At 38.3% G+C, this 19,214-nt stretch carries 19 protein-coding genes; 8 read left to right on the forward strand and 11 right to left on the reverse strand.

The features are described from left to right. Nucleotides 1-42: 42 nt before the first annotated feature. Complete coding sequence (locus tag F3059_RS01055; protein ID WP_151166076.1) at nt 43-987, reverse strand: phosphoribosylaminoimidazolesuccinocarboxamide synthase; 945 nt, start codon at nt 985-987, stop codon at nt 43-45. Beyond that, a complete protein-coding gene (locus tag F3059_RS01060) occupies nt 984-1,943 on the reverse strand; it encodes a PhoH family protein (protein WP_151166077.1) in 960 nt (319 codons plus the stop codon). The genes F3059_RS01055 and F3059_RS01060 overlap by 4 nt, the downstream gene beginning before the upstream one ends. 88 nt (nt 1,944-2,031) lie before the next feature. Between F3059_RS01060 and F3059_RS01065 the strand changes: the two genes are divergently transcribed. The 3 genes from F3059_RS01065 to F3059_RS01075 are packed head-to-tail and all read left to right on the forward strand — an operon-like array spanning nt 2,032 to nt 3,356. Next, nucleotides 2,032-2,817, forward strand: a complete 786-nt coding sequence (locus F3059_RS01065) for an SAM hydrolase/SAM-dependent halogenase family protein (RefSeq protein ID WP_151166078.1) — start codon at nt 2,032-2,034, stop codon at nt 2,815-2,817. A gap of 10 nt (nt 2,818-2,827) precedes the next feature. Further along, complete coding sequence (locus tag F3059_RS01070) at nt 2,828-3,100, forward strand: putative quinol monooxygenase (RefSeq protein WP_317132335.1); 273 nt, start codon at nt 2,828-2,830, stop codon at nt 3,098-3,100. 58 nt (nt 3,101-3,158) lie between these two features. Continuing rightward, the gene (locus F3059_RS01075; RefSeq protein ID WP_151166080.1) at nt 3,159-3,356 is read left to right on the forward strand and encodes a PID-CTERM protein-sorting domain-containing protein; all 198 of its coding nucleotides are present in this window, start codon (nt 3,159-3,161) and stop codon (nt 3,354-3,356) included. 130 nt (nt 3,357-3,486) lie between these two features. Here F3059_RS01075 and F3059_RS01080 read toward each other — a convergent pair whose 3' ends face one another. From F3059_RS01080 to F3059_RS01090, 3 genes are all read right to left on the reverse strand, one after another. Next, nucleotides 3,487-5,823, reverse strand: coding sequence for a ribonucleoside-diphosphate reductase subunit alpha (locus F3059_RS01080; RefSeq protein ID WP_151166081.1), 2,337 nt, complete (start codon nt 5,821-5,823; stop codon nt 3,487-3,489). Nucleotides 5,824-5,850: 27 nt separating this feature from the next. Then, on the reverse strand, nt 5,851-6,882 hold the full coding sequence (locus F3059_RS01085) for a ribonucleoside-diphosphate reductase small subunit (RefSeq protein WP_151166082.1): 1,032 nt from the start codon (nt 6,880-6,882) through the stop codon (nt 5,851-5,853). A gap of 329 nt (nt 6,883-7,211) precedes the next feature. Continuing rightward, the gene (locus F3059_RS01090; RefSeq protein WP_151166302.1) at nt 7,212-7,778 is read right to left on the reverse strand and encodes a DUF3109 family protein; all 567 of its coding nucleotides are present in this window, start codon (nt 7,776-7,778) and stop codon (nt 7,212-7,214) included. A 119-nt stretch (nt 7,779-7,897) separates the two neighbouring features. Here F3059_RS01090 and F3059_RS01095 point away from each other — a divergent pair, with 119 nt between their 5' ends. Further along, on the forward strand, nt 7,898-9,445 hold the full coding sequence (locus F3059_RS01095; RefSeq protein ID WP_151166083.1) for a glycine--tRNA ligase: 1,548 nt from the start codon (nt 7,898-7,900) through the stop codon (nt 9,443-9,445). Between the two features lie 9 nt (nt 9,446-9,454). After that, entirely contained in the window at nt 9,455-10,903 is a 1,449-nt protein-coding gene (locus tag F3059_RS01100; RefSeq protein ID WP_151166084.1) for an aldehyde dehydrogenase, read from the forward strand. A gap of 63 nt (nt 10,904-10,966) precedes the next feature. Here F3059_RS01100 and F3059_RS13640 read toward each other — a convergent pair whose 3' ends face one another. Next, nucleotides 10,967-11,419 (reverse strand): hypothetical protein, encoded by a 453-nt coding sequence (locus F3059_RS13640; protein WP_170264969.1) that lies wholly within the window; start codon nt 11,417-11,419, stop codon nt 10,967-10,969. A gap of 169 nt (nt 11,420-11,588) precedes the next feature. After that, the gene (locus tag F3059_RS01110; RefSeq protein ID WP_151166086.1) at nt 11,589-12,122 is read right to left on the reverse strand and encodes an adenine phosphoribosyltransferase; all 534 of its coding nucleotides are present in this window, start codon (nt 12,120-12,122) and stop codon (nt 11,589-11,591) included. A 78-nt stretch (nt 12,123-12,200) separates the two neighbouring features. Between F3059_RS01110 and F3059_RS01115 the strand changes: the two genes are divergently transcribed. Together F3059_RS01115 and F3059_RS01120 are read left to right on the forward strand one after the other, a co-directional pair. Beyond that, nucleotides 12,201-13,190, forward strand: a complete 990-nt coding sequence (locus F3059_RS01115; RefSeq protein ID WP_151166087.1) for a YpdA family putative bacillithiol disulfide reductase — start codon at nt 12,201-12,203, stop codon at nt 13,188-13,190. Between the two features lie 24 nt (nt 13,191-13,214). Continuing rightward, on the forward strand, nt 13,215-13,979 hold the full coding sequence (locus tag F3059_RS01120) for an exodeoxyribonuclease III (protein ID WP_151166088.1): 765 nt from the start codon (nt 13,215-13,217) through the stop codon (nt 13,977-13,979). Here F3059_RS01120 and F3059_RS01125 read toward each other — a convergent pair. The 4 genes from F3059_RS01125 to F3059_RS01140 form a co-directional block, all read right to left on the reverse strand. Continuing rightward, nucleotides 13,974-14,966 (reverse strand): glycosyltransferase family 2 protein, encoded by a 993-nt coding sequence (locus F3059_RS01125; protein ID WP_151166089.1) that lies wholly within the window; start codon nt 14,964-14,966, stop codon nt 13,974-13,976. The two genes, F3059_RS01120 and F3059_RS01125, sit on opposite strands and share 6 nt — an antisense overlap. A gap of 80 nt (nt 14,967-15,046) precedes the next feature. Next, nucleotides 15,047-15,310, reverse strand: coding sequence for an RNA recognition motif domain-containing protein (locus F3059_RS01130; protein WP_151166090.1), 264 nt, complete (start codon nt 15,308-15,310; stop codon nt 15,047-15,049). A gap of 255 nt (nt 15,311-15,565) precedes the next feature. Beyond that, complete coding sequence (locus F3059_RS01135) at nt 15,566-16,525, reverse strand: T9SS type A sorting domain-containing protein (protein WP_151166091.1); 960 nt, start codon at nt 16,523-16,525, stop codon at nt 15,566-15,568. Between the two features lie 74 nt (nt 16,526-16,599). Then, entirely contained in the window at nt 16,600-17,814 is a 1,215-nt protein-coding gene (locus tag F3059_RS01140; RefSeq protein ID WP_151166092.1) for a bifunctional alpha/beta hydrolase/OsmC family protein, read from the reverse strand. A gap of 122 nt (nt 17,815-17,936) precedes the next feature. Here F3059_RS01140 and F3059_RS01145 point away from each other — a divergent pair, with 122 nt between their 5' ends. Continuing rightward, the gene (locus F3059_RS01145; RefSeq protein WP_151166093.1) at nt 17,937-18,926 is read left to right on the forward strand and encodes a helix-turn-helix transcriptional regulator; all 990 of its coding nucleotides are present in this window, start codon (nt 17,937-17,939) and stop codon (nt 18,924-18,926) included. Nucleotides 18,927-19,214: the final 288 nt, after the last annotated feature.

The following is a 19,214-nucleotide window of genomic DNA, read 5'->3' on the forward strand; positions in this document are numbered from 1 at the left end:
TTTGTGACATTGTGGCTTAGTGTCTATAAACTTTCAGCTTAATCAACTATTCTCCTCCAGCCACTTTCTCACATTCTTTTCAATTCGCTGCTTTCTATTTTCATTATCAGCTCGTTTGAATTGATCTCCACTCACTTTTTCAAAGAGCTCGATGTAGCGCTCACTAACTGATTCGATGTATTCAGGAGTCATCTCAGGCATTCTGTCTCCATCCCTACCCTGAAAGTTGTTATCGATCAACCATTTACGCACAAACTCTTTTGACAACTGTTTTTGTGACTCCCCTTTTTGCTGGCGTTCTTCGTAGCCATCAGCATAAAAATAACGAGACGAATCTGGCGTGTGAATTTCATCGATTAACGTAATCGTTCCATTTTTATCCTTACCAAATTCATACTTGGTATCCACTAAAATCAACCCCTGTTTTTGTGCATGGTCAGATCCACGCTCAAAAAGTGCACGAGTCGCTTTTTCTAACTCGCGATAATCCGATTCAGAAACAAGTCCTTTTTCCAAAATTTCTTCTCTGGAAATATCTTCATCGTGCCCCTCGTGAGCTTTTGTTGTGGGTGTGATAATAGGCTCGGGAAGCTTGTCATTTTCTTTGAGGCCATCGGGAAGAGTAACTCCACAGATTTCACGTTTTCCGTCACGATACACTCGCCATGCATGACCTGCCAAATAGCCTCGAATGACCATTTCAACCGGAAAAGGATCACACAATTTCCCAATTGTAACAGATGGATCAGGAGTGCCCAATTTCCAGTTTGGAATAATATCGCTTGTCAGATCCAGAAACTTAGCTGCCAATTGGTTCAGAACCTGCCCTTTGTAAGGTATCGGTTTAGGAAGTACAACATCAAAAGCACTAATCCGATCGCTTACAACCATTACCAATAAATCATTTTCGAGGTAATAAACATCGCGTACTTTACCTCGGTAATGACGGATCTGACCGTTAAACTTAAATTCTGGAATACCTGTCATGAGTTCTGATCTTTAAATTGTGATTCGTAAGCATCAATTATTCGCTTCACCAATGAGTGACGGATAACGTCACGTTCATCTAGCCTTACGGTTTCAATACCTTTTACATCTTTCAAAATGCGGAGAGCGTGCTTTAGTCCGCTTTTTTGATTGTACGGCAAATCTACCTGCGATTCATCTCCGGTAATGATAAACTTGGCATTTGCTCCCATTCTCGTGAGGAACATTTTCATTTGATTTTCGGTAGCATTTTGAGCTTCATCGAGAATCACGAAAGCATGATCGAGCGTTCTCCCACGCATAAATGCCAACGGAGCAATTTCAATCACTCCCTTATCCACAAACATATCGAGCCTGTCACTCGGTATCATATCACGAAGCGCATCATAGAGAGGTAAAAGATACGGATCCAGTTTTTCTTTTAAATCTCCCGGTAAAAACCCAAGGTGTTCCCCAGCTTCAACTGCCGGTCTGGTTAAAATAATACGTCTGACTTCTTTGTTTTTTAATGCCTTGACAGCAAGCGCAACCGCAGTATACGTTTTTCCCGTACCTGCAGGACCAATTGCAAAAACGAGATCATTTTTATCAGATGAAGCAACAATTCTCTTTTGATTAATTGTTCGGGCCTTGATGATATTTCCGCTCGTGCCATGAACTAAAATATCGTTTGACTCCGATGCTTCTTTGGCTTTCATTTCACCTTCTTCACCTAACAACAACTCAATATTTTGCGGACTCAAAGAGTTGTATCGATTGTAGTGCTTGAGCAAGAGTTTCATTTTTTCATTGAACTCTTCTAGCTCCTTTTTGCTGCCCCTGGCTGTAATTTCAGTACCGCGAGCATGAATCTTCAACTTGGGAAAAAAGGATTTTATGAGTTGGATATTGGCGTTGTTGACACCAAAAATCTCTACCGGATTACTCGTTTCAAACTGGATGACTGTTTCTTGCAAAGGATTTAATTTATAAAAGTTTTACCGTACTATTTTGCTAATTTCGTGGAGGCAAAATTATTGATTTCGCTCGATCCTAAAACGCGTCATGCATATAATTACACTTACAACAGATCTCGGCTTAAAGGACTATTATGTTGCTGCAATTAAAGGCAGCATATTAAAAGAATTACCAAACGCCAGAATTGTTGACGTAACGCACGAAATTAAAAAATACAATGTCCCTGAATCGGCCTTTGTCGTTCGAAATGTATTCAATGATTTTCCTGAAGGCAGTATCCATATAATTGGCGTGCGATCATTTGAAAGTGAAAACAACCCACACGTTGCTATTTTGTACAGAGGCCATTTTTTCCTGGGATGTGATAATGGAATGTTTTCGCTAATCTTTGATGACAAGCCCGATAAGATTATCAAGCTACAGATTAATAAAGAAACAGAAGTATCAGCATTCCCCACAAAAGAAGTCTTTGTGAAAGCCGCTACACACTTGGCTAGAGGCGGAACCATTGAAATGCTTGGCAACCCTGTTCCTGAGTTATCTCAAGCCGTAGCATTTCAACCTGTTATCGATCAGGACTATATCAGGGGGAATTTCCAGTACATCGATTCCTACGGAAACCTCATCACTAATATCAATCAGCAGTTATTCAATCGTGTTGGTCAGAACCGAAAGTTCAAAATCTCATTCAGGAATCCACGATTTGAGGTAAATGAAATCTCCAGATCTTACGAAGATGTACTTGAAGGAGATATTCTGGCTCTCTTTGGTAGTTCAGGTTTTTTAGAAATCTGTATTAATGCCGGTTCAGCCACACGTTTATTAGGTTTAAAACTCAACGAAACCGTAAGTATAGAGTTCTATGATCATTAGAATTGTCAAAATGACATTTAAGGAAGACCGTATTGATACCTTTCTCGAAAACTTCAATGCGAATAAAGAAAAAATAAGAGCTGTAGATGGTTGTGAACATCTAGAACTACTAAATGATGTCGACAACGAAAATACTTTCTTCACTTATAGCTATTGGCAATCTGTAGATCACCTAAACCAATACAGAGAGTCTAACTTATTCAAAACCATCTGGAAAAACACGAAAATACACTTTTCCGACAAGCCTCAAGCCTGGAGCGTGAAACGCAAAATATCGGTATAAAGCGCAATTTTTTGTCATTAAGCGTTTGTTGTTGAAAACTTTTACTAATTTTGTTGGTATGAAAAAGTGGTTTATATCAACGATACTCGTGATGGCTTTGGGGATTGCATTTGGTCAACCGCAAGCACCAGCTCCAAATGATTTTGGAGATCCAGATGTTCCTATTGATGGTATTTCATCTCTCTTAATAGCAGGAGGAGTAATTTTCGGTGGTAAAAAGGCATACGATCTCAAGAAAAAGAACGAAGAAAATTAATCAATTACATATTCCCTTTTATTTGGTTACAGACTCTTTGATATTTCAAAGGGTCTTTTTTTGGTATAAAAAAAAGCGCGGCTCCCTGAAGAACCACGCTTTAACAGCATGAACATTAATGCTTAACTAATCATGAGTTTGCTTGCTGTTCACTTTGCACTTGTTCTGCCTCTCCTTTACCGTTTTGATCTTCAGCCTTGAGAGCTGTTTTGTCGACAGTAAACTTAATTGCATCACGTGCTGCCTTAGTTCTCAAATAGTACATTCCTGTTTTAAGGCCTTTTTTCCAGCCGTAGAAATGCATTGAAGTGAGTTTAGCAAAGTTGGCATTCTCCATAAACACATTGAGCGATTGAGACTGGCAAATGAATGCCCCACGATCAGCAGCCATTTCAAGAATTGACTTTTGACTGATCTCCCAGGCTGTTTTGTAAAGCTCTTTAAGGTTATCTGGAATATCCGGAATATTTTGAATCGATCCGTTAGCAGCAATCAATCTGTTTTTCATTTCTTCATCCCACAGATCTAGCTTTACCAAATCGCGCAACAAGTGTTTATTGATAACGATGAACTCACCAGACAATGTTCTACGTGTGTAAATGTTAGAAGTGTATGGCTCAAAACATTCGTTATTTCCGAGGATCTGACTGGTAGAAGCTGTTGGCATAGGAGCTAAGAGAAGACTATTTCTCGCTCCATGCTTCATAACTTCCTCACGAAGCACATCCCATTCCCAGCGATCTGTAGGTTCAACGCCCCAAAGATCATGTTGGAATTTACCTTCACTCAATGGCGATCCTTCAAAAGTTTCATATGCGCCTTCTTCTTTAGCTAAATCTTTTGAAGCTGTCATTGACGCGTAGTAAAGCGTTTCAAAAACTTCTTTATTCAACTGACGCGCTTTTTCCGAATCAAATGGATAACGTAACTGAATAAATGCATCTGCCAATCCCTGAACACCAATTCCAATTGGTCTGTGACGCATATTAGAATTCTTAGCTTCTTTTACAGGATAGTAATTTCCATCGATTATCTTATTGAGATTCAACGTAACCTCGTAAGTTACTTCAAACAGCTTATCATGATCAAACTCTCCATCTTCGTTTATGAATTTTGGAAGAGCTATTGATGCCAGGTTACAAACCGCAACTTCATCAGGAGAAGTGTACTCAATAATCTCTGTACAAAGGTTGGAAGACTTAATTGTACCAAGGTTTTGTTGATTACTCTTTCCATTAGCTGCGTCCTTGTAAAGCATGTAAGGCGTTCCTGTCTCAATTTGAGATTCTAGCACTTTAAACCAAAGTTCCTGGGCCTTAATTGTTTTGCGCCCTTTACCCTCTTTCTCATACTTGAGATACAGTTTCTCAAACTCTTCACCATGAGTATCACTTAAACCGGGACATTCATTAGGACACATCAAGGTCCATTCTCCGTTTTCTTCAACGCGTTTCATGAATAAATCAGGAACCCATAAAGAATAGAAAAGGTCTCTTGCGCGCTGCTCTTCTTTACCGTGATTCTTTTTCAAATCCAGGAAGTCAAAAATATCAGCATGCCATGGCTCTAAATAAATTGCAAATGAACCTTTGCGCTTTCCACCACCCTGATCTACATAGCGAGCAGTGTCATTGAATACTCGCAACATTGGAACAATTCCGTTAGAAGTTCCATTTGTTCCGCGAATGTAAGAGCCGGTAGCACGAATATTATGAGCAGCTAAACCAATACCTCCTGCACTTTGTGAAATCTTAGCACATTGCTTGAGTGTGTCGTAAATACCATCAATACTGTCTTCTTTCATCGTCAAAAGGAAACAAGAAGACATTTGAGGTTTTGGTGTTCCGGCATTGAAAAGAGTTGGTGTGGCATGAGTAAACCACTTCTCACTCATGAGGTTGTACGTTTTTATAGCTGAGTCGATATCATCCTTATGAATACCAACTGCTACCCTCATGAGCATATGCTGCGGCCGCTCTACAATTTCGTCTTCAATTTTGAGCAAATATGCTCGCTCAAGGGTCTTGAATCCGAAAAAGTCATATTGAAAATCGCGGTCGTAAATAATACTGCTATCTAACTGCTCCTTATTATCCATGATCACTTTGTAAACATCATCAGCAATCATAGGAGCTTTTTTATTCGTCTTAGGATCAACAAACTCATAAAGATCAGTCATCGTTTCAGAAAACGATTTTTTTGTTCCTTTATGAAGGTTAGATACAGCTATTCGTGCAGCCAAAACTGCAAAATCAGGGTGCTTTGTAACCATTGAAGCTGTAACCTCAGCCGCCAAATCGTCTAAGACACGTGTGGTAACACCATCATATAGACCTTCGATTACTCGCATTGCGATTTGAACAGGATCAACAACTGGAGCCAATCCGTAACAAAGCTTTTTTACTCTGGCCTGTATCTTATCGAATTTTACAGACTCTTTTCTGCCATCTCTTTTTACAACGTACATACTCATAAAATATCGCGGTTAATAATTTTAAAAATCTTCGTCTAAACTAAACTTGGAGCTATCAGAATTTCCACCTCCTGTATTCACTCCTGCTTTTTGATACTCTGCTACGCGTTTCTCAAAGAAATTTGTTTTACCCTGGAGTGAAATCATCTCCATAAAATCAAATGGGTTTTTGGAGTTGAACACCTTATCACAATCTAGTTCGAGTAAAAGCCTGTCTGCAACAAACTCGATATACTGAGACATCAAATCTGCATTCATACCGATAAGTTTAACTGGTAATGCATCAGTAACAAACTCTTTTTCAATCTCAACAGCATCCAGTATAATCTCTTTTACTCGTTCTTTTGACAGTTGATGTTTGAGGTGATTTGTGTAGAGTAAACAAGCAAAGTCACAGTGCATTCCTTCATCTCGAGATATGAGTTCATTTGAGAAACTAAGTCCAGGCATCAAGCCTCGTTTCTTCAACCAGAAGATTGAGCAGAATGATCCTGAGAAGAAAATACCTTCAACAGCTGCAAACGCAATAAGTCTTTCAGCAAAAGACCCGTTGTCAATCCAGCGAAGAGCCCAGTCGGCTTTTTTCTTCACGCAATCCATCGTTTCAATTGCATTGAAGAGATAATCTTTCTCTTTCGTGTCTTTTATATAAGTATCGATTAATAAAGAGTAAGTTTCGCTGTGAATGTTTTCGATTGCAATTTGGAATCCATAGAAAAACTTTGCTTCAGTATACTGAACTTCATGCAAGAAGTTTTCCGCCAGGTTTTCATTCACGATTCCATCACTTGCAGCAAAGAATGCCAATACATGTTTGATGAAGTGACGCTCGTCATCATTAAGCTTTTCATCCCAATCTTTTAAATCTGGATGAAGGTCAATTTCCTCAGCAGTCCAAAAACTGGCTTCAGCTTTTTTATAAAACTGCCAAATGTCATCGTGTTGAATTGGAAATAGCACGAATCTGTCCTTGTTCTCCTGAAGAATGGGTTCATTTTTCTCAAGTTCCTTCTGCTTCTCTGATGTAGCTGCTATATCTTGTTGATCACTCATAGTTTAGAAGTTTAAAAATTTGCAAAAAATCAATAAGAAATTGAAAACCAATAAGTTTCCGTTAACAATCCTGATAATCAGGGCTTGCGTTTATTTCTTTGAACTCCTACAAATTTTGACAAAAAGCTTCCAAAAAGAGGTGCTAATTACTCCGTTTTAATTCACAAAAAACTAGAGTTTTGAACAAAGCGATTTAAAATAGTGCTGTTAAAAATTTTTATCGGTCAGAACCGATTTAGCATGAATGGGACTTTCATACAAATCAACCTTGTTGATAGACTACCTGAATAGAAAATTGGTTTTGAAAACCTAATAATTTGAGTTACCTTCTAAAGCGATTTATCGATTTGCTCTAATTCTTTATAGAAGTTCTCTCCATACTTCCTTATGAGTGGTTCTTTGGTGAATTCAAACACTTTAACCCCTAGTTTATCGCCCAGTTTACAGGCATCTGAACAAATATCCCATCTATCGTAATTCACAGCCTCAAAGTCTCTGTATTTCTTGACTCTGATGGGGTAGAGATGACAGGAAACGGGTTTGGGAAAGTCGATTTTTTTATCGCGGTAAGCCTGTTCTATTGAACATTTGGCTGTACCATCAGGATCGAAATTGACATAAGCGCATTCTTTTCCTTTTACCAATGGTGTTACCCACTCGTTATCCCATGAATCACGGATGTATTTACCCTGTTCCTCCACTGCCTCTATACCTTCTTTACGCATGTAGGGCTTCACTAACTCATAGATTTTATCCATCACTTCTAGCTCAGACTCCTCAACCGGTGCTCCCACATCGCCTTCTACACAGCAAGCTCCTTTACATGCTGATAAATCGCAAACAAACTTCTTTTCAAACAACTCGCTGGAAAGAATAACATCATCTATCTGAATCATGTTGGCAAATGTAACAAGGTTTTGGTTTTGACGGAATGTTTCCTGGATCTGACCGTTATTCATTCCTTCTTCATTTTATCTTTGTGATCTAAATTTTATTGAATCAAACGCGCATTTTCATGGCTCAAAAAGACGATACTTTAAAAAAGATTATTTCCCACTCTAAAGAATACGGTTTCATTTTTCCATCAAGCGAAATCTATGATGGCCTTAGTGCAACTTACGATTACGGTCAAAATGGTGTTGAACTCAAAAACAACATCAAGGAATACTGGTGGAAGGCAATGGTTCAAATGCACGAGAATATTGTTGGCCTCGACTCGGCAATTTTCATGCATCCAACTACCTGGAAAGCCAGCGGTCACGTTGATGCTTTCAACGACCCAATGATCGATAACAAGGACTCTAAAAAGCGCTACAGGGCTGATGTTCTCGTAGAAGAGCACATTGAAAAAATTCGCGGTAAAATTCAAAAAGAGGTAAAAAAGGCAGCCAAGAAATTTGGTGGATCTTTCGAAGAAGCGATGTTCATCAAAACGAATCCACGTGTATTAAAATACCAGGATCAAATAAAATCGATTGAAGAACGACTCAAAAAACTATTGACTGAAGAAGACCTCAAAGGTGTTAAGCAGTTGATTGAAGAATTGGGTATCGCTGATCCGGTTTCAGGTTCTAAAAACTGGACTGATGTTCGCCAGTTCAACCTCATGTTTGCTACTGAACTGGGTTCTTTAGCTGACGGAGCTAATAAGGTTTACCTACGCCCCGAGACAGCTCAGGGTATTTTTGTCAACTTCCTAAACGTGCAAAAGACTGGTCGCAAGAAATTGCCTTTTGGAATTGCGCAAATAGGTAAGGCTTTTAGAAATGAAATCATTGCACGCCAGTTTATTTTTAGAATGCGGGAGTTTGAGCAAATGGAGATGCAGTTTTTTGTAAAACCAGGGTCAGAACTCGAATGGTACGATTACTGGAAAAACTTGCGAATCAACTGGCACAAAGCACTCGGGTTCAACGAAGATCATTATCGTTTTCACGATCACATTAAGTTAGCTCACTACGCAAATGCTGCCGCAGATATCGAATACGATTACCCGATGGGCTTCAAAGAACTAGAAGGAATTCACTCTCGTACCGATTTTGACCTCAAGGCTCATGAAGAACACTCAGGCAAGAAACTGCAATTCTTTGATCCTGAAGAAAACAAGAGCTATATCCCTTACGTGATTGAAACTTCAATCGGGTTGGATAGGATGTTTCTTGCGGTTCTGACCGAAGCTTATGAAGAAGAAAAACTCGAAGATGGTAGTGAGCGAACTGTGATGCGTATTCCTTCTTTCCTCGCTCCGGTGAAAGCTGCCGTTATGCCGCTCACCAAGAAAGATGGTTTACCTGAAAAAGCACGCGAAATAATCAATCAACTCAAATTTGATTTCAACTGTGAGTACGATGAAAAAGACTCCATTGGTAAGCGATACAGAAGACAAGATGCAGTGGGAACGCCTTACTGCGTTACTGTTGATCACCAAACACTTGAAGATAATTCGGTAACGATTCGCGAGCGCGACACTATGAAACAAGATCGCGTTTCAATTGAAAATATAGAACAAATACTCATCCAAAAAACGAGCTTAAAAAATGCACTAAAACAGATTTCAGCGTAAATTTACAGCATGGAAAAGCTTCAAAACTACATCAATGGCGAACTAGTTGAGCCATTGTCAAAATGTTACTTTGACAACATTAATCCTGCTACAGGTAAGGTTTACAGTCAGATCCCGGATTCTGACGAGTCAGATGTAGAAAATGCAGTAAGAGCTGCTAAAGAAGCTTTTCCGCTTTGGAAGAACACGACAAAGCAGGAGCGTTCCAGGATTATGGTACGCATCGCGCAACTAATTTTTGAAAAGCGCGATGAATTAGCAGCAGCTGAATCTAAAGACAACGGTAAATCTTTGAAACTTGCCGAAACTGTTGATATTCCCAGAGCACGCGAAAACTTCGAATTCTTTGCATCAGGAATTTTACATTTTGCCAGCGAGTCGCATCAGATGGAAGACACAGCTATCAATTACACGTTGCGCGAACCGCTGGGAGTTGTTGGCTGTATTTCTCCCTGGAATTTACCGTTATACCTCTTTACATGGAAAATAACTCCGGCCATTGCAGCCGGTAACTGCGTAATAGCAAAACCTAGTGAGGTTACGCCAATGACGGCTTATTTGCTGAGTAAAATTTGCATTGAAGCCGGATTGCCAAAGGGTGTATTGAATATTGTTCACGGCTATGGCCACAAGGTTGGTAATGCCATCACTGAAAATGATGACATAAAAGCAATCAGCTTTACAGGAGGCACGAAAACCGGTCAGATTATCGCATCAAAAGCTGCTACTAAATTCAAAAAATTATCACTCGAGTTAGGTGGTAAAAACCCCAACATCATTTTTGAAGATTGTGATTTTGACAAGGCATTGAGCACATCAATGCTTAGCAGTTTTGCCAACCAGGGACAAATTTGCCTTTGTGGTTCACGCATTTTTGTTCAAAAGCCGATTTACGAGAAATTCAAAAAAGCCTTTATTGAAAAGGTAAATCAATTAAAAATAAGTTATCCGTCAGATCCTGATGCACAACTGGGTGCAATTGTTTCAAAAGAACATATGGATAAGGTTCTGTCTTATGTTGAACTCGCAAAAGAAGAAGGCGGAACAATTTTAACCGGTGGCAAAAAATATGAGATGGAAGGCGAATACAAAGATGGTTTTTACCTGGAGCCTACTGTAATTGAAGGCCTGTCATACACATGCCGAACAAATCAGGAAGAAATATTTGGACCGCTTGTTACTATAACTCCTTTTGAAACTGAAGAAGAAGTTCTCAAAATGGCTAATAGCGTTGAATACGGACTTGCAACAACAATTTGGACGCAAGATGTGACAAGAGCACACCGTGTAGCTCAAAAAATTGAATCGGGAGTTGTGTGGATCAACTGTTGGTTGATTCGTGATTTAAGGACTCCCTTTGGTGGAATGAAAAACTCAGGATTGGGACGTGAAGGCGGTTTTGAAGCTTTGCGTTTCTTTACTGAACCAAAAAATGTATGTGTGAATGTGAATATATAAAACAAAAAAAGCTCCCTCAGGATTGAGGAAGCTTTTAAATATATCGATTAATCAGAGCCTATTTTATTTATCTTCACCTTCTGTCATTTCGTTCCAGGCATCTTTCAAATCCATTTTCGTTTTCTTTAGAAACTCTTCCGTTTCATTTTTCATTTCTGTGAATTCTGTTTCACCAGAAGCTTTTACTTCTTTAATCTTTGCATCGAGTTCTTCAATTTCGTTCTCGATTTTCGTTTTTTGCATCTTCATCTTGTCTTTCGCATCATCGCTAGCATCAGCCATTTTTTCATCAATTTTACTCAATTGATTGTTAGCGTCAGACTTTAATGCTTCTAACTTTTCTACTACTTTTTGTTTTTGTTCTTTGAACTCTTTTTTAGCATCTTTTGCTTCTTTTTTCATTTCTTTTTTAGCTTCAGACTTCTCACCTCCATTATCAGAGTTTTGAGAATTTCCTGAACAACTAATAGAAAGTGCAGCGATTGCTAAAACTGGAATTAATCTTCTTGTCTTCATAATGTGTTAATTTTAATTAGTTAGTTACAAGTACATCTCCAAAGATACAAAACCTGACAAACAAGCATTTACACGATTGATTTATTGTAGCTGTTTAGCTTTTTACACACCAAATAAAATCAGCCGTGCAAAATAATTCACACATGGAGAAAACAATATGTAGCCTAGTCTATTCGAAGATAGCCAAACTGTCTACATTTTTAGAATAGGACTCAATTCTCTCACGACCTTCTAAAAACGCCAGTTCAACTAAAAAGCAATATCCGTAAACCTGAGCATTCATCTTTTTAGTAAGCTCGGCAGCTGCCATGGCTGTTCCTCCTGTCGCCAGTAGATCATCGTGGACTAGGACATTCCAGTTTGGTTTAAGAGCATCCTTATGCATTTCTACTTCACTTGAGCCGTACTCCAAATCGTATATAAAGGTAACTGTTTCATAGGGTAGTTTCCCCACTTTTCTAATTGGAATAAATGGTTTTTGAAGTCTCTCAGCTAACGCTGCTCCCAACATAAACCCTCTACTCTCGATCCCGATGATCGCGTCAATTGGTTCTGACCGATAAACGTTTTCCCAATAATCAAGAATTTCAGAAACCAGTTTAGGCTCTGATAAAATTGGTGTTATGTCTTTGAATTGAATTCCTTCCTTTGGAAAGTTGGGAACGTTCCTTATGGCTTTGCGTACTTTTTCAGATAATTCCATGCTCATAAAATGTTGAGCGAATTTACAAAATCATTGATTCGTCAAACAAAACAAGTTTACAGTTGCTAATTTTGTAGTATGTGTGAAAATAAAATCCTCGATGTTTTGATCATCGGAGCAGGCCCAATCGGTTTGGCTTGCGGAATTGAAGCAGAAAAAAACGGCCTCAGTTACCAAATTGTTGATAAAGGAAAACTGGTCAACTCTATATACAACTATCCGCACGGAATGCGCTTTTTCTCGTCCTCTGAAAAACTGGAAATTGGCGGAGTTCCATTCATTTCTCACACTCACAAGCCAACGAGAGCTGAGGCTTTGGAATATTACCGCAGGGTAGCTATGTCGTGGGATCTGAATATTACACTGTATAATAAGGTAGAATCTGTTGAGAAGAAGAACGATCTTTTTAGGGTTAAAACTGCAAAAGGAACTTACACCGCTCAATCGGTAGTAATTGCTACAGGCTTTTACGATTTGCCTCATAAAATGGGTGTCCCGGGTGAAGAGTTGTCCAAGGTGATGCATTATTATAAAGAACCTCATCCGTTTTTCGGTCAGAACCTTGCGGTAGTGGGCGCCAGCAACTCAGCTGTGGATGCAGCACTTGAGTGCTATCGCAAAGGTGCAAAGGTCACGATGATTGTGAGAGGTGAAGAAATTGGAAGAAGAGTGAAATACTGGGTGAAGCCTGATATTGAGAACAGAATAGCGGAAGGAAGCATCAAGGCTCTTTTCAACTCACAAATTGAAGAAATCAAAGAGGATTCGATCAAGGTTGACCACAATGGTGAAAAGATTGAGTTTGAAAATGACTTTGTGCTGGCTCTGACCGGTTACGAACCTAATTACTCATTTTTGGAAGAAATGGGAATTACTTTTTCAAAGGATGGTAAGCGCGTCCCCACTCACAATACTGAAACGATGGAAACGAATATTGATAACATATTCCTCGCTGGTGTTATTTGTGGCGGTATGGAAACCCACAAGTGGTTCATTGAGAACTCCCGTGTACACGCTGAGCAAATTATGAAGGTACTCAAGGAACGATCAAATAAAGTGATTGCTTAAATTGGTCGCGACAAAAAGCTAATTATGAATATCATTTCCTGGAATGTAAACGGTATTAGAGCCGTAATGCGCAAAGACTTTGAGCAGCAATTGAAAGATTTAAATCCTGATATCTTGTGTTTGCAAGAAACCAAAGCTCAAGATCATCAGGTTGAAGAAACTTTAGAAAAAATCAACGGATATCATATTTATTCAAATTCTGCAGAGCGTAAAGGATACTCCGGAACAGCTATTTTGTCTAAAAAGGAGCCCCAGAAAGTCACCTATGATATTGGTGTTGAGGAACACGATAAAGAAGGTCGAATCATCACTGCCGATTACGGTGATTTTTATCTCGTTACTGCTTATGTACCAAATTCAGGAAATGAGCTGGTAAGACTCGACTACCGAACAGACTGGGACAAAGGATTACGAAAATTTATTTTGAACCTGGAAAAAGAAAAACCAGTCATTTTGTGTGGCGACCTCAATGTTGCTCATCAGGATATCGATATCGCAAGACCAAAACCAAACTACAATAAATCAGCAGGTTTTACTCAAAAAGAAATTGACGGTTTATCAGCTTTGCTCGATGAAGGATTTATAGATGTGTGGCGCAGCCAACATCCTGATGAAGTCAAATATTCATGGTGGAGTTACCGTTTTGGAGCCCGCAAAAAGAACATCGGCTGGCGGATTGATTATTTCATAGCAAGTGAAAAGATTGCCGATAAAATTAAGAGTTCATCAATCATGAATGATGTGATGGGAAGTGACCATTGCCCGGTTTCAATCGAGCTCGATCTATAAAAACCAATAATCTTTCCCTTTCTCAAAATCATGTTTTTGGAGAAAATCTTCAATCTGTACTCGCTCTTTTTTTGGAGGATAAACAGCTATCAGGATTTTGGGGTTTTTAATTTCAGGGAGTGTGGAATAATGATAAATGTTTTCAGTTTCTTTTAAATCGAGCTGTGAATAACTTCTCTCTTTTTTGTTCAGAACCTCTTTAGCCAGATTAGCTTTCCGTCCCGATCCAAAAATCACCAATTGGTCATTATCATCAAGCACATTTTCGACAAAGAACGCCACCTTTAAATCAACAAATGCTTTTTGCTGATAATGTGAGCTGTTTCTGGATGTTCTTCCTGGATGTTCGCGCCATAAGTGCGTCACTTCTTTGACAGATTGAAACTCGACTCCTGCCTTCCAAAGTAAAAGCATCATGTGATAATCCTCAGGATACTCCAATCTCTCAAAAATTTCCAATTTCTCAAGAAGCTCTCTAGAAATCAACCAGTTTGGAGAAGCGACAACACACTCTCTAAACATGTTTTCTGTAAACTTTTCATTGGCTACAGTATCATTCAGCCACCTCTCGTAATCAAGATAACCGCTACTTACTTTGCCATCATCGCTAAAATATTTTACCAATCCGGTTGTCAGCGCTCCCTTATTTTTAACTGCGTTTTCAACCAACAATTCCAGTTTGTTTTCAGGCATAATATCATCTGCATCCATTCTGGTAATAAAATCACCTTCGGTTTTGGTCAGAGCCAGTTGCAAAGCCGGTATTATCCCCATAGCTGAGTTTTGGTAATACGTTATTGCTGGGACTGACTGTGAAAAGGACTGAAGAATTGAAAATGAGTCATCTGAAGAATGATCATCAATAGCGATCAATTCCCAATTTTCATAGGATTGATTCTGAATACTGCGGATAGAGTCACCGAGCCAGGCTGCGGCATTCTTCACCGGCATGATAATGGAAACCTTATTTTGACACTTAGTTGTCACAGATGAATTGTATTGTGGGCTTAAAATAAAAAAAGCCGATCAAATTTGATCGGCTTTTAAAGCTTGATATTACAAGAAGTTTAGAATCTTCTTTCTCTGCGAGGTCTTTCTTCAGCTTGTTTTACAACCATTTCGCGACCGTGGACTTCTTGTCCGTTAAGGTCAGCGATTGCTGAATTTGCTTCGTCATCGTTATCCATTTCAACGAATCCAAAGCCTTTAGAGCGACCAGTTTCGCGATCGATAATGATTTTAGCGCTAGTTACTTCGCCAAAGTTTTCAAATAGATCAAGTAATTCATCTTCCTGAAGTTTGAAGTTCAGGTTTGCTACAAAAATGTTCATAATAAAAAATAAAAAAGTTAATACTACTGAAATAAGAGAGAGGAAGAGCTAGATCGAAGATTACTTACAGGAAGATAACTACGGTCACAACAACCGTCTTTCAAATTTCATGACAAATGTAGAACAAGATATTGGTCATATAACCATTTGTATCTTAATTTTTTATTAGCTCATTATAAACTTTGTTCAAGAATACAAATAAAAAAAGCCGCAATCTACTGACTGCGGCTTGATACAATGATAAAAGTGAATCGCTTACATCACGACAAATTTGTGAGCAATTGTGTTTTCACTTCCTTTTATGAAATAAGTTCCTTTTGTAAGATCACTTACATCTAGCATAACAACATTTGAATTGAGCTCTGTTGAATTAACAACTTTCACAACCTGTCCAGAGATGTTCATGATTGTAAGTTGGTTTACATCTTCAGGAATATCAGTTATTCTGATGTTTGAAGTTGTTGGGTTTGGATAAACAGATAATTTACTTTCTACTAGGTCTTCTCTAATTGAAGTTGTAGTCGTATCAATTGGTTCATCACCTGTGTAAGTGATGCTTAAAGTAGGCCTAAAAAGTGTGTTCGAAGATTCGTATGAAAAAAACTCTCTCAGGTTTCCATTAGCTGGAGTAGCCTCTTTAAGAAGCACACCATAGTTTGTAGAAGGGCTATCTACCCAACTCTGTACAAGAGTAACAAACTGAGAACTATTAAATGAAAGGGTTGTTTTACTTGCTGAAAGGTTGTCTCCCTGATTATCGATTGGAGAAAAACTATATCCTGCTTCAATATTACTTCCATTAGGCCATGAGTCATTAGGATGAACAGCGTTATTATATGTTACATCTCCTGATGAAGCAGAAGCTCCTATAGTTATATCAGTTGGATTAGCACTCCCCTCACTCCATATATTCTCGACTACATGTAACAAATATGTAACTGAAGCTATTTCTGGATTATCAGCTTCAATTACCAGCTCTGCACTTGTTATTGAAGCATTAGCAGGTATTTCTACAAGGTCAAAATGTAATAAAGAATATGTTGCCTGTCCATTATCATCTGTACCACTAACAAGGTTTGCTTGCCCATTTGCATTATCAGGCTGACCTGCATATACTGATGCATCATTTAAAGGATAAACATCAATAGTATGTGATTGTGCAAAAGCTGTAATTGAAATAGCTACAGATGCTAAAACTGAGTAAATTTTTTTCATAATAACTGTGTTTTTAAGTTAATAAGGCTGCAATTTAAAAGTTTAATTATCAATTTCAAAGTAAGACGGGTTTCTTATTGCATAGTTGTTTCAATTGTTGATGCATTATTAAGTGTTTTGTGAACAGGACATTTATTGGCTATTTGCAAGAGTTTACGCTTTTGTTCATCATTTAAATCTCCTATAAATTCTATTTTCCTGTCAAATACATCAATTTTTGAATTTGAATCTTGTTCCTCTTTACAATCGTGAGCGTGATCTTTTGAGTGATCAATGTGTACTTTAACATCGGTCAGAGCCCAACCTTTTCTTTGAGCATACATTTTTACTGTCATTGCAGTGCAGGCAGCAAGCCCTGATGCTATTAATGCATAGGGGTCAGGTCCGTAATCATCACCTCCCACTTTTTCTGGCTCATCAGCAACGAGATCATGCCGTCCAGCTTTGATGTATGTTGTGAAATTATCTTCTACATCGAGTTCGGCTGCTACATGACTTTTGGATCTGACCGCTACTTTATCTTGCTCTTCAACATATTTTTTAACCCATTCGGCTACAATTCTCCCAGCGTACTGTGCATCGCTTTTTTTGGTGAGTAAGTGATCAGCTTTATTCAGTGTTATAAATGATTTAGGGTGATGTGCACTTTCGTATATCCTTCTAGCATTAGCTATTTCAACTACTTTGTCCTGGGGAGAGTGCATCACAAGTAGAGCTTTCCCCCTATTCCCTTTCATCACCTCTTCAATTGTTTTACGTTTTAGCGATTCTAAGAAGTGTTTTTCTATTTCAAATTCTCTTCCTGCTAAATTTACTTTAGCATATCCTTTTTCTTCTATCTCTGGTATTTTATCCTTTATAAGGTGTGTGACATGATCTGGAGTTGAAGGGGCTCCAATGGTTACTATTGCTTTTACTTTTTCGAGTTCTGCTGCTGCGTAAAGTACTGCCGCTCCTCCAAGTGAATGACCCAATAGAATTTCAGGCGCTTCGTATTCATCTTCCATGAATTGATATGCAGCTTTAAGGTCTTCAATATTGGTAGTGAAGTTAGTATCGCTGAATTCTCCTGTACTTTCACCAAGACCTGTAAAATCAAACCTCAGTACTGCGATTCCATTTTGCGTGAGTCCATGACTAACATTTCTAACTCCATTAAAATTCTTACTACAGGTAAAACAATGCGCTAATATTGCGTAAGCTGCCGGTTTTTGATCAAATGGAAAATCGATTACGGCTGCTATTTTTTCACCTTTAGAATTCTTAAACCCAATTTTAGTAGTAGACATTATTGAATGTATATTTACTGTTATGATTTATCTTTAAGCATGAAATGTAAGGATTGTTTATCATTTATTAACAAATCATAAAATCAAAACTCACGTATTATCTTACTCAATTAAACGCATCTATGAAAAAAAACCATGTTGTTAAATTTCCAGCAGGCCTGAGCGATATCACTCTCCCCCACTTTATAAGTGGCTTAGATGGTGAAAAAACTCGTTATGGGATGAAATTTGACAACGAGCTAGGGAGCGGTCAAATTGATAATATCAAACTATCAGATAGTCTAGAAGTATCTCTTCAAAAAGCATTATTCAACGAGCCTGTGAGGTTTATTCAAAATCCTAACCAGACTAAACCTTATTTTGCAGTATCATTTTGTAATTCTGCTGAAATAGGGCATAAAACACAGGATGTAGAAAAGTTTTTTGGTGCAAAATCAACTGATGGCGTATTCTTCAGTAATATAAAAGAGATTCAGGAGTTTAGTTTTCCCGAAAACCAAAATATAAATTACGTTTCATTTCGTTTTTATGGTGACTTTGCCGCCACTTTACCTCACTCACCCCATGCTGATGACGAGCTTTATAAGCTCATCAATCAACAGGATAACTTTGTGATTTATGAACATCTCAGGTTGGAAATGACTGAGTTGATGAACGATTTAGAAAAACTAAATCCTGAAGATTCAATAGACCTTCTTTCAATAAAAGGTAAGGCCTATGAATTGTTAGGCTGTTTTTTTAAAACATTCTACGAACGCAAACTTTCTTCGCAAGGTCCCAGATTACCAAAAGAAGATATTGAAGTTGCTTTCAAAGTAAAAGATGAAATATTGAGCGATCTCAGTCAATCACCAACTATAAATGAACTTGCAGAAAAGTACGGTGTGAGTCAATCAAAACTCAAACAAATTTTCAAACAGGTTTTTGGAAATACAATTTACCAGCTTTACCAGGGTGTGAGAATGGAAAAAGCAAAAAAGCTGCTCTCCACTAGAGAATACAAAGTTTCACAAGTAGGTTACGAGCTCGGGTACTCAAATTTATCACACTTTAGTGAAGCTTTTAAGAAACAATTTGGTATCTTGCCCACCCAATACATCGAATCTCTGTAGGTACAAACTTTTCGGGTACAAATAAGTCCTTTTCGGTTATTGTCATTCAAAATCTCATCATACATTTGCACTGTACTTAATCAATAGGACGTCCATCACGGGCGTCTCTTCATAGGTTAGGTTTTTTCATAGTGTAGGGTTAGGTTTGATTTTCGAAGGGGTTGCATCTGCAACCCCTTCGTTATTTTTATCCCTTTTGTCATACAACATCTCCTTCATTTCTTTCCATAAAGTCAAGTTGTCAGTTTCAAATGTCATGGCACATCCTTTGACATTAGTATTGTCAAC

Origin of the sequence: Salibacter halophilus (genome assembly GCF_008806325.1) — a bacterium.
GTDB lineage: Bacteria > Bacteroidota > Bacteroidia > Flavobacteriales_G > Salibacteraceae > Salibacter > Salibacter halophilus.

Excerpts from the sequence above, each read along its gene's own strand:
- F3059_RS01055 (WP_151166076.1), bottom strand. The coding sequence starts at position 987 with ATGACAGGTATTCCAGAATTTAAGTTTAACGGTCAGATCCGTCATTAC.
- F3059_RS01065 (WP_151166078.1), top strand. The coding sequence starts at position 2,032 with ATGCATATAATTACACTTACAACAGATCTCGGCTTAAAGGACTATTAT.
- F3059_RS01070 (WP_317132335.1), top strand. The coding sequence starts at position 2,828 with ATGACATTTAAGGAAGACCGTATTGATACCTTTCTCGAAAACTTCAAT.
- F3059_RS01075 (WP_151166080.1), top strand. The coding sequence starts at position 3,159 with ATGAAAAAGTGGTTTATATCAACGATACTCGTGATGGCTTTGGGGATT.
- F3059_RS01080 (WP_151166081.1), bottom strand. The coding sequence starts at position 5,823 with ATGTACGTTGTAAAAAGAGATGGCAGAAAAGAGTCTGTAAAATTCGAT.
- F3059_RS01085 (WP_151166082.1), bottom strand. The coding sequence starts at position 6,882 with ATGAGTGATCAACAAGATATAGCAGCTACATCAGAGAAGCAGAAGGAA.
- F3059_RS01090 (WP_151166302.1), bottom strand. The coding sequence starts at position 7,778 with ATGATTCAGATAGATGATGTTATTCTTTCCAGCGAGTTGTTTGAAAAG.
- F3059_RS01095 (WP_151166083.1), top strand. The coding sequence starts at position 7,898 with ATGGCTCAAAAAGACGATACTTTAAAAAAGATTATTTCCCACTCTAAA.
- F3059_RS01100 (WP_151166084.1), top strand. The coding sequence starts at position 9,455 with ATGGAAAAGCTTCAAAACTACATCAATGGCGAACTAGTTGAGCCATTG.
- F3059_RS13640 (WP_170264969.1), bottom strand. The coding sequence starts at position 11,419 with ATGAAGACAAGAAGATTAATTCCAGTTTTAGCAATCGCTGCACTTTCT.
- F3059_RS01110 (WP_151166086.1), bottom strand. The coding sequence starts at position 12,122 with ATGGAATTATCTGAAAAAGTACGCAAAGCCATAAGGAACGTTCCCAAC.
- F3059_RS01115 (WP_151166087.1), top strand. The coding sequence starts at position 12,201 with ATGTGTGAAAATAAAATCCTCGATGTTTTGATCATCGGAGCAGGCCCA.
- F3059_RS01120 (WP_151166088.1), top strand. The coding sequence starts at position 13,215 with ATGAATATCATTTCCTGGAATGTAAACGGTATTAGAGCCGTAATGCGC.
- F3059_RS01130 (WP_151166090.1), bottom strand. The coding sequence starts at position 15,310 with ATGAACATTTTTGTAGCAAACCTGAACTTCAAACTTCAGGAAGATGAA.
- F3059_RS01135 (WP_151166091.1), bottom strand. The coding sequence starts at position 16,525 with ATGAAAAAAATTTACTCAGTTTTAGCATCTGTAGCTATTTCAATTACA.
- F3059_RS01140 (WP_151166092.1), bottom strand. The coding sequence starts at position 17,814 with ATGTCTACTACTAAAATTGGGTTTAAGAATTCTAAAGGTGAAAAAATA.
- F3059_RS01145 (WP_151166093.1), top strand. The coding sequence starts at position 17,937 with ATGAAAAAAAACCATGTTGTTAAATTTCCAGCAGGCCTGAGCGATATC.